This is a genomic window from Devosia sp., from assembly GCF_034675085.1.
In the GTDB taxonomy this organism is placed as follows: Bacteria; Pseudomonadota; Alphaproteobacteria; order Rhizobiales; family Devosiaceae; genus Devosia.
The window spans coordinates 1-9,008 of record NZ_JAUCDN010000125.1 but is presented as its reverse complement, the minus strand read 5'-3'; the positions used below and the strand labels follow the sequence as shown (position 1 = coordinate 9,008).

General features: G+C 63.2%; 8 protein-coding genes and 1 pseudogene. 4 read left to right on the top strand and 5 right to left on the bottom strand.

Translation table 11 applies throughout. The features are described from left to right. The 3 genes and pseudogenes from VDP82_RS09570 to VDP82_RS09560 form a co-directional block, all read right to left on the bottom strand. A pseudogene (locus VDP82_RS09570) lies at positions 1-436 on the bottom strand (hypothetical protein); the annotation flags it as partial. A gap of 283 nt (positions 437-719) precedes the next feature. Beyond that, the gene (gene ldtR / locus VDP82_RS09565; protein ID WP_323014623.1) at positions 720-1,229 is read right to left on the bottom strand and encodes a transcriptional regulator LdtR; all 510 of its coding nucleotides are present in this window, start codon (positions 1,227-1,229) and stop codon (positions 720-722) included. 198 nt (positions 1,230-1,427) lie between these two features. Then, the gene (locus VDP82_RS09560; RefSeq protein ID WP_323014622.1) at positions 1,428-1,817 is read right to left on the bottom strand and encodes a DUF6163 family protein; all 390 of its coding nucleotides are present in this window, start codon (positions 1,815-1,817) and stop codon (positions 1,428-1,430) included. 96 nt (positions 1,818-1,913) lie between these two features. On the opposite strand from VDP82_RS09560, the gene hemB reads away from it, so the two are divergent. Further along, positions 1,914-2,927: a porphobilinogen synthase gene (hemB, locus tag VDP82_RS09555; protein WP_323014621.1), complete on the top strand. Its 1,014-nt coding sequence runs from the start codon at positions 1,914-1,916 to the stop codon at positions 2,925-2,927. On the opposite strand, the gene VDP82_RS09550 is transcribed toward hemB, so the two are convergent. After that, positions 2,917-3,813 carry a DMT family transporter gene (locus VDP82_RS09550; protein ID WP_323014620.1) on the bottom strand — a complete coding sequence of 299 codons (897 nt, stop codon included), beginning with the start codon at positions 3,811-3,813 and terminating at the stop codon, positions 2,917-2,919. The two genes, hemB and VDP82_RS09550, sit on opposite strands and share 11 nt — an antisense overlap. Positions 3,814-3,996: 183 nt before the next feature. Between VDP82_RS09550 and VDP82_RS09545 the strand changes: the two genes are divergently transcribed. From VDP82_RS09545 to VDP82_RS09535, 3 genes are read left to right on the top strand one after another with little or no spacing between them, the layout of a single operon-like run. Then, complete coding sequence (locus tag VDP82_RS09545) at positions 3,997-4,524, top strand: RDD family protein (protein WP_323014619.1); 528 nt, start codon at positions 3,997-3,999, stop codon at positions 4,522-4,524. Positions 4,525-4,583: 59 nt separating this feature from the next. Next, on the top strand, positions 4,584-5,312 hold the full coding sequence (locus VDP82_RS09540; RefSeq protein WP_323014618.1) for an arginyltransferase: 729 nt from the start codon (positions 4,584-4,586) through the stop codon (positions 5,310-5,312). 49 nt (positions 5,313-5,361) lie between these two features. Next, positions 5,362-6,351, top strand: coding sequence for an endonuclease/exonuclease/phosphatase family protein (locus VDP82_RS09535; RefSeq protein WP_323014617.1), 990 nt, complete (start codon positions 5,362-5,364; stop codon positions 6,349-6,351). Between the two features lie 73 nt (positions 6,352-6,424). On the opposite strand, the gene parC is transcribed toward VDP82_RS09535, so the two are convergent. After that, entirely contained in the window at positions 6,425-8,695 is a 2,271-nt protein-coding gene (gene parC / locus VDP82_RS09530; protein WP_323014616.1) for a DNA topoisomerase IV subunit A, read from the bottom strand. Positions 8,696-9,008: the final 313 nt, after the last annotated feature.

Genomic DNA, 9,008 nt, shown 5'->3' with positions numbered 1-9,008 from the left:
CCCAGGTCGCCTCGTCCCCCTGGCCGTGGCCCACCCGCCCAGGGCGCGCCGGGAAGGGGCGCACGGCCCGGTCGGTGGTTTCATCGAACAGGTCGTTGACATTGGGCACGAGGTCCATGTCGCCCGAGGAGATCAGCCGGCGCTTGAGCGGAATAACCCCGCTGCCCGACTTGCCGATCATCATGCGGAAGGTTTCCTGGGGCACTTCCTCCCAGCCGCCATTGGCGACGAAGGGTTCGTACTGGGAAATGGCCAGTTGCAGATTATAGGCCGTATCGAAGGAGAGAATCGGCTCGTTGGTGGCGATCAGCGCCTGAGCGGCTGCTGTGTTGCTGTCCTTGTCGACATTGCGCAGCACATTGCCGCGATTGACCATGTCGAAGATCGACTCCTGCCCCCGCGCCAGGGCCGGCATGGCCAGCGAGGCTCCCGCCATCGCTGTGTACCGCAGAAGAGAACGTCTATTCAGCCGCATCGAGTCACCCAAAATTCCAGCCCAGGAACAGGCCAGCTTCTACCATCGCACCTTTTCGTTCACAACGCGGTCAAACGCATGTGAACCTTCACACTCCGTCAACCGTGATTTAGGCGAAAATGGTTTCGAACCACGTAACGAGGCGCGTTGGCGCGGGTTTGCGGCACAAATGTGAATGCCGGCCCAGAGGACCGGCATTTGCTGGCGTATGTGGCGCCGAGGCAACAGCGCCCCGCCGGCTGGTTCAGAGCTTGTAGAGGATCTGGTCGACCCAGAAGCGCTCGAGGCGGGCCAGGGCTTTGTTGAGCCCGTCGAATTCATCGTCGCCCAGGCCGCCCACCTTGTCGATGGACTTGAGGTGGCGGTCATAGAGCTCGTCGATCACCTCGGCCACTTCCTCGCCCTTGGGGGTCAGCTTGATGCGCACCGAGCGCCGGTCCGACCGCGAGCGTTCCTGGAAGATATAGCCGGTCTCGACCAGCTTCTTGAGATTATAGGAGACGTTCGAGCCCAGATAGTAGCCGCGCGAGCGCAGCTCGCCGGCGGTCAGCTCGGCATCGCCGATATTGAACATCAGCAGCGCCTGGACGGGGTTGATGTCGTCCCAACCCATGCGGTCGAACTCATCCTTGATGAGATCGAGCAGGCGCCGGTGCAGGCGTTCGACGCGGGAAACCGCTTCCAGGTAAAGCGGCTTCAGATTCCGCGTCTGCTCGGGAGCGATCACCTCGGCTGCATTGGATTTGACTGCCATTTTTGCCTCACTGTTTTCAGTCCGTGCGATTTTTCGCATCTCATGGGGCCAAACTACGGCGCCCGGACTAAGATCGCCCTAAGCAGCGTGATTAAGACCATCTTACTGGAAAGCAATGAGAATTTGGCTTTATTCTTCGTTACACCGATAGAGAAAATTGTAACCTTACGAGAGGATGAAGGCTCTTCTGCCTCGGTGCTAGTCGGCGATGCGGGCGCGGTGCAGGCGGACCGACAGGCCGAAGATGACGAGGATCGAAATCAGCAGCACCAGCCGGATGGCGAAGCCGAAAGCGGTCATGCGGATGTCGGGATTGCCCATCAGATAGAGCACCAGTTCGGCGCCGGTCGCGCTCACCAGCAGTACGGCGCCCCAGCTGGTCTTGATCCACAGACCCACGGCCGCAAAGAGCCGCGCCATGGCGAAAATGGCCAGGTAGACGAAACCGGACATGCCGAAGGCGGCGATGGGGCTGGTGGCGCCCAAATTGACGCCCAGCAGACGCGCCGCATCGTTGAGCCCCAGCAGCAGGCTGATGATGGCGACGATGCGGATATAGATGCTGATCGGCTGGTTGTTGAAATCCATGGTCGGGTTCTACTCCCCCCGGCCCTATGCGACAAGCCGGTGCTTGGAGAGCGCCGCCCCCGCTGCTAAGACGGCGGCAAACAAGGAGCCCGCCCCATGGCCTCGACCTGGCAAAAGCACGACATGGCATTTCTCAACGGCCACCGGCTGCGGCGCAGCCGCCAGGCGGAATGGAGCCGCGCCATGGTGCGCGAGACAGTACTGACGCCATCGGATTTGATCTGGCCGCTTTTCGTCATCGAGGGGCAGAACGAGAAGACCGCCATCCGCACCATGCCGGGGGTGGAGCGGCTGAGCGTCGATCTTTGCGTCGAAGCGGCGCGGGCCGCCCGCGATGCGGGAATTCCGGCGCTGGCGCTTTTTCCCAACACGCCGGACCATTTGCGCAGCGAGGATGCCGCCGAAGCCTACAACCCGGACAATCTGATGTGCCGCGCGCTCTCGGCCATCAAATCCGCCGTGCCGGAAATCGGCCTCATTGCCGACGTGGCGCTGGACGAATATTCCGCCAATGGCCAGGACGGGTTGGTGCGGAACGGGGAAATCCTCAATGACGAGACGGTGGAGGTCATGGTGCGCTCGGCGCTGGTGCAGGCCGAGGCCGGCGCCGACATCATCGCCCCTTCGGACATGATGGATGGACGCGTCGCGGCCATCCGCGCCGCGCTGGATGGAGATGGCCGCGCAAACGTCCAGATCATGTCCTACGCTGCCAAATACGCCTCCTGCTTTTACGGCCCCTTCCGCGAGGCGGTGGGGTCGGGAAGCCGGCTCACGGGGGACAAGCGCACCTACCAGATGGATTTTGCCAATAGCGACGAGGCTTTGCGCGAAATCGAGCAGGATATCGCCGAGGGCGCCGACAGCGTCATGGTCAAGCCCGGCCTGCCCTATCTGGATGTCGTGCGCCGCGCGCGCGACGCCTTCAACATCCCCATCTACGCCTATCAGGTGAGCGGGGAATACGCGATGATCGAAATGGCGGGGGCGGCCGGCGCCATCAATCGCGATGCGGCGGTGCTGGAAAGCCTGCACGCCTTCAAGCGCGCCGGATCGAGCGGCGTGTTGACGTATTACGCGCTGGAAGTGGCGCGTTGGCTCAATCGTTAGGCACTGAGGCCGGCCGCCGTCTCCCACGCGTGGCGGTAATCACCCCGGCGATGGCGACCAGCCCCATGCCCGCGAGGCTCAGGGGCGCGGGGACATGGCCGAAAATGAGCCAGCCGAGCAGCGCCGTCCAGACCAGGTGAATATAGTTCATCGGCGCCAACAGGGCTGCCGGCGCAAACCGGTACGCGGCTGTGAACATATAGTGGCCGAGAGCAGCGCTGACCCCCAGGCTGACGAACAGTATGATTTGCAAGAGCGAGGGTGCCGCGCCTGTGGCCGTCCATGGCAACAGGATGCCAAAGGCAATGGCGCCCACCAATGCGGTATAGAACAGCAGGGCGATGGTGCGTTCGGTATGCGCCAGCAGGCGGGACAGCAGATAATATCCCACCGATACCACGACGTTGCACAAGACGAAGATGACCCCCAGGGGGTCGAGCCCGCCGCCGGGCCGCACGATAAGCAATACGCCCCCGAAGCCGAGCGCGGCGGCCAGCCAGGCCGAGGGACCGACCTTCTCCTTGAGCAAGGGCCCTGCCAGCACCAAAACGATCACCGGCGCCAGATAGACGATGGCGGTGGTTTCCGCCACCGGCATAAGCTGAAGGGCAAATCCAAGCAGCAAGGAGGCCATCGCAAGACAAGCGGCCCGCACCAGAACCAGCCCGGTGCGCCGGGTCTGAAACATATCCCGCCCCCGCAGCGGCGCGACGATGGCCAGCATGAGCAGGGTATGGACGATGTAGCGAATTCCCGTCACCAGCGGCGCGTTGTAGTCGGTGAGCAGGATCTTGTTGGTCGAATCGTTATAGGCGAACATCAGCGTTGCCCCCAGGATCAGCAAAATGCCGCGCAGGGGCTTGTCGGCGGTATGCGGCGCAGTCATGGCGCTTCTGGCTCGTGCTGGAAAATGTGCTGGCCGGGAAAGAGGCCGGGGCGGGGACGGACGGGATAATTATGCTGCTTGATAGCCGCTCCCCTGCGCCGATCCAAGGGGATGATGTGCAGGCCCACGGATATTGCGTAACTCCCTCTTGCGCTCGCAATCCGGCATGACAATCTAAGGGCCATGAGAGAGAGCTTTTCCAACCGCCCTGCCCTGCCCGATCCGGAAACGGCCCCCGAGCTTTTCGAGGGGGTGCTGACGCGGCGCGTCATCGCCTATTTCATCGACCTGGCGATCATGGCGGTGATGGCGGTGATGGTGATGGCGCTCAGCATCGTCGCGGCCATTCTGGGCTTTTTCACATTCGGGCTGGCTTGGGGCTCGCTGATCCTGGTCATTCCCGCCTCGGTGGTGATCTACTACGCCGCGACGCTCGGCTCGCATCGGCGCGCCACCATCGGCATGCAGATGACCGACATCGTGCTGACGCCGACGCGCGGCCAGCCGCTGGACGGGTGGATGGCCTTCCTGCACGCGCTGGTCTTCTGGATCACCTTCTGGATTTCCTGGCCGCTCTCGCTGATTTTCGCGCTCTTCACCCCGCGCCGGCAGATGATTCACGACCTGATCGTGGGCACGCTGATGGTGCGCCGCTCGCCCATGGTCCGCCACTGGCAGGCCCGATCACGAGGGGCGGAAGGGGCGTATTGAGCGATTGCCCGGTGCGGGTGGGGAGGCTACACTCTCCCCAACGTATCGAAGGGTCTTGAATGACCGACCAGACGCCGGAAACCACCCAGCTCTTTTTGACCGCCGCCATGCCGTGCCCCTATCTCCCCGGCAGGCAGGAGCGCAAGCTGTTTACCCATCTGGCGGGCAAGCGGGCGGCGAGCCTGCATCATCTGTTGAGCGACAACGGCTTCCGGCGCAGCCAGAATCTGATCTACCGGCCCGCATGCGAAGGCTGCAATGCCTGCCAGTCCGTGCGCATCGTGGCGGGCGAATTCGTCCGCTCGGCTCGCTTCCGCCGGGTTATGCGCCAGAATGAAGACCTGGCCGTTTCGGTGCGCCCGACCCTGGCCACCAGCGAGCAATACGAGCTGTTCAAGCGCTACCTCGACAGCCGCCACGCCGGCGGCGGCATGACGCAGATGAGTGCGCTCGACTACGAATATATGGTCGAGGACACGCCGGTGCAGTCGGTGCTGGTGGAATATCGCCTGCGCGAGCACCCCGAGCAGCAACTGGTCGCCGTGGCGCTGACCGACGTTATGCCGGACGGGCTCTCCATGGTCTATTCCTTCTATGATCCCGACATGGCGCGGCGAAGCCTGGGCACCTATCTCATCCTCGATCATATCGCGCAGGTGCGCTCGGCCGGGCTCGATTATGTCTATCTGGGATATTGGGTGAAGGATTCGCCGAAAATGGCCTATAAGGCGCAATACCGCCCCCTCGAAGTCCAGAAGGGCAACCAGGGCTGGTGCCTGCTCGATTGAAGACCGACCGGCGGCCCTGCCGCCGATGCTTTCCTGGCTTGGCCTCCTGATGATTTTTCTTTTCAAGCTGATCCGGCGCGGCGCCGTTCTCGGTGCGCTAGGCGTAGCCAGCCTGGCGCTGATGGGGCTGTTCGGCTTTGTCGTGCCCGAATTCGACCTATTCAATCACCTGCAGATCCTGCTCTTCGCCGGCGGCGTGCTGGGGCTGCTGGTGGTGTGGGGGCTGCTGGCCGGAAAGGCGTGGCGCCTCGCAGTGCTTTATGTCCTTGCCGGCCTTGCCGCCTCCTCGATCATCCTGGTGCCGGAAATGCTGGGCGGTCTGGCCCCTCGCCCCCCGGCCCCGCCGAGCGGCACGCTCACCATGATGACCCACAACGTCTTCGGACGGAATTATGACATGCAGCGGGTGGCGCAGGCCATCCACGCGGCCAATCCCGATATCGTCGTGCTCCAGGAATATTTCGACGGCCAGGCGGTGGATCTGCACCCCCTGCTGGTCGGCGACTATCCCTATTTCGTGCGTTGCCGGGGCGGAAAGCGCGCCAATCTTGGGCTTTATTCGCGCCTGCCCATCGTCCAGGACCAGGACGGTGCCTGCCCCGACGACGCCTATGGCACGATCCGCACCGCCCATATTCTCGCACATGTGATCCTGGCGGACGGGCGGTCCTTTTCGGTGATGACCACCCATATGGACTGGCCCTTCCCCATCGCCCGACAGGACGAGCAATTGCAGGCTCTGTCGGGGGTGCTGGCCGGGGTGGACGAACCGGTGATCCTGGCGGGCGACTTCAATTCGACGCCCTGGTCCTATGCCCTGCGCGGCTTCGCCAGCGCCAACGGCCTGCATCGCGAAACCCTGAACCTGCCGACCTTCCCGATGATCTGGTACTATCTGGGCGGCTGGCGAAACATGCTGCCCTTTCTGCCGCTCGACCACGTGATGACCGGGGGCGGCATAAGCGTGCACAGCGTGGGTGCGGGTCTGGAAACCGGCAGCGACCACCTGCCGGTGGTGTTCACCTTCTCGCTGGATTAAGGCTCAGCGGCAAGAGGCATTGTGATGCCCCCTGTCAAAGCTGTCCCCGGAGCAGGAGCGGATGGGCTGCTCCCTATCCCACGAATTTATTGTTGCGCGGGAAACCGTTGGGCGGCTGGCGGCCGGCGCCGGCGCGGTCACCCAGCCAGTCGGTCAGCTCTTCCATGGGCTTGGTATAGGTGCGCCCGGAGGAGTCGGTCCAGGTGAGGCCATCGGCGGCATAGAAGGTCTTGAGGTCGGAAATGCCGCCATCCTTGTAGCGTTGCAGGCGCACGCCCTTGCCCCGGCCCATTTCGGCCAGTTGCGCCAGCGGGAACACCAGCAGCTTGCGGTTCTGCCCGATCACGGCCACCCGGTCGCCATTGAGGGGCGCGAGCAGCGCCGCTTCGTCAGGGATAGAGACATTGAGGATCTGCTTGCCCTTGCGGGTATTGGCCATCATGTCATCTTCGGAAACGATGAAGCCATAGCCGGCGGTGGAGGCGATGATGCGCTTGCTGCCCGGCCGATAGACGAAGATATCGACGATATCCTGCCCCTCCTCGATATCGACCATGATGCGCACCGGCTCACCCTGCCCGCGCCCACCGGGCAGCTTGTCTCCGGCCAGCGTATAGACCTTGCCGCCGGTGGTGAGCATCAGCAGCTTGTCCGTCGTCTCGCATTTGAGCGACAGCTTCAGCCGGTCGCCCGTCTTGAAGCCGCGATCATCGTTGACTTCAATAGCGTGGCCGCGCGGGGCGCGGATCCAGCCCTTTTCCGAGAGGATGACGGTGATCGGCTCGCGCTCGATGAAGGCTTCGGTGACTTCGGCCAGATCGGTCTTGGGCGCATCGCCCAATTCGGTGCGGCGGGCGCCCAGCGCATGGGGCGAACCATCGGCGTTGGTCAGCGGATAGACCTTTTTCAGCGCCTCGATTTCCTTGCTGATCGTGCCCCATTGGCGCTTGTCGGAGGCCAGCAGGGCTTCGAGGTGCCCCTTTTCCTCGGTGAGGTCGGCATGTTCCTTGCGCAGCTCGATTTCCTCGAGCTTGCGCAGGGAGCGCAGGCGCATATTCAGGATGGCTTCGGCCTGTACATCGGTCAATTCGAACGTAGCCATCAGCGAAGCCTTGGCATCGTCCTCCTCGCGGATGATGCGGATGACCTCGTCGAGATTGAGATAGGCGATGATGTAGCCGGCCAGCACTTCGAGCCGGTGGGCGATCTGCTCCAGCCGGTGGGTGGAGCGGCGCACCAGTACTTCCTTGCGGTGCTCCAGCCAGGCCTTGAGCACCTGCGCCAGGCTCATCACGCGCGGCACGGCGCCCTTGTCGAGCACGTTGAGATTGAGCGGGAAGCGGCTTTCCAGATCGGTGGTCTTGAACAGCTGCTCCATCAGGATCACCGCATCGACAGTGCGGGCGCGCGGCTCGAGCACAAGGCGGATATCGTCCGAGCTTTCGTCGCGCACGTCCTTGAGCAGCGGCAGCTTCTTGGCCAGCAACAATTCGGCGATCTTCTCGACCAGCCGCGATTTCTGCACGCCGTAGGGAATTTCGGTGACGACGATGAGGTAGACGCCGCGCCCGGTTTCCTCGACATGCCATTTGGCCCGCACGCGGAACGAGCCGCGCCCGGTGGCGTAGGAATGGGCGATCGAGGACGGCGATTCGACCAGAATGCCGCCGGTGGGGAAATCCGGGCCCTTGACGAATTGAGTCAAATCTTCGGCGGAAGCCTCTGGATTGACATTGATAAGATGCAGCGCCGCATCGCACAGCTCGGAGACGTTATGGGGCGGAATGGAGGTTGCCATGCCCACGGCGATGCCGGTGGAACCGTTGGCCAGAAGGTTGGGGAAGTTGGACGGCAGCACCACCGGCTCCTCGTCTTCCCCGTCATAGGTGGGCTTGAAGTCGATGGCGTTCTCTGTGATGCCCTCGAGCAGGCGCGTGGCCACATCGGTCATGCGGGATTCGGTGTAGCGCATGGCGGCGGCGCCATCGCCATCGATATTGCCGAAATTGCCCTGCCCATCGACCAGCGGATAGCGCAGCGCGAAATCCTGCGCCATGCGCACCAGCGCGTCATAGATCGACTGGTCGCCATGGGGGTGGAACTTGCCGATCACGTCGCCGACGATGCGGGCCGACTTCTTGTAGCCCTGCCCCGGATCGAGCTTGAGCAGACGCATCGCGTGGATGATGCGCCGGTGCACCGGTTTCAGCCCATCGCGCGCATCGGGCAGCGCCCGCTGGGTGATGGTGGAGAGCGCGTAGCTCAGATACCGCTCTTCAAGCGCCTGCTTGAGATCGACGACGCGCTGGTCGTCGGCAGGCGGCATGGTGTCGGTGTCGGACATGGGCGGGCATTCCAGAAGAACGAATCAGGAAAGCAGTATAGCCCACCCTGCCCTCCTTCCAGCCCGTTCTGGCGGAAAGGCTCGGTTCTGCACGGTTTATGGGCGCTCCCGGGTCCGCCCCGGAAGCGCAGACGCGTCAGGCCCAGCGGTCGAACCAGTTGGGCACATAGGCGGCGCCAGGGCCACGGGCGGCATTTTGAGACAGCCAGGACACGACGACGAGAACGAATAGGATGATGGCGATCTCAAAGCCCGGCACGCCGGCGGCGATCAGGGCCGAACACGCCAGGATCAGGTGATAGAAGAAGCCGGC

Bases quoted from the DNA above. Each gene is read 5' to 3' on its own strand.
- VDP82_RS09540 (WP_323014618.1), top strand. From the start codon at position 4,584: ATGACCGACCAGACGCCGGAAACCACCCAGCTCTTTTTGACCGCCGCC.
- VDP82_RS09560 (WP_323014622.1), bottom strand. From the start codon at position 1,817: ATGGATTTCAACAACCAGCCGATCAGCATCTATATCCGCATCGTCGCC.
- VDP82_RS09535 (WP_323014617.1), top strand. From the start codon at position 5,362: ATGATTTTTCTTTTCAAGCTGATCCGGCGCGGCGCCGTTCTCGGTGCG.
- hemB (WP_323014621.1), top strand. From the start codon at position 1,914: ATGGCCTCGACCTGGCAAAAGCACGACATGGCATTTCTCAACGGCCAC.
- parC (WP_323014616.1), bottom strand. From the start codon at position 8,695: ATGTCCGACACCGACACCATGCCGCCTGCCGACGACCAGCGCGTCGTC.
- ldtR (WP_323014623.1), bottom strand. From the start codon at position 1,229: ATGGCAGTCAAATCCAATGCAGCCGAGGTGATCGCTCCCGAGCAGACG.
- VDP82_RS09545 (WP_323014619.1), top strand. From the start codon at position 3,997: ATGAGAGAGAGCTTTTCCAACCGCCCTGCCCTGCCCGATCCGGAAACG.
- VDP82_RS09550 (WP_323014620.1), bottom strand. From the start codon at position 3,813: ATGACTGCGCCGCATACCGCCGACAAGCCCCTGCGCGGCATTTTGCTG.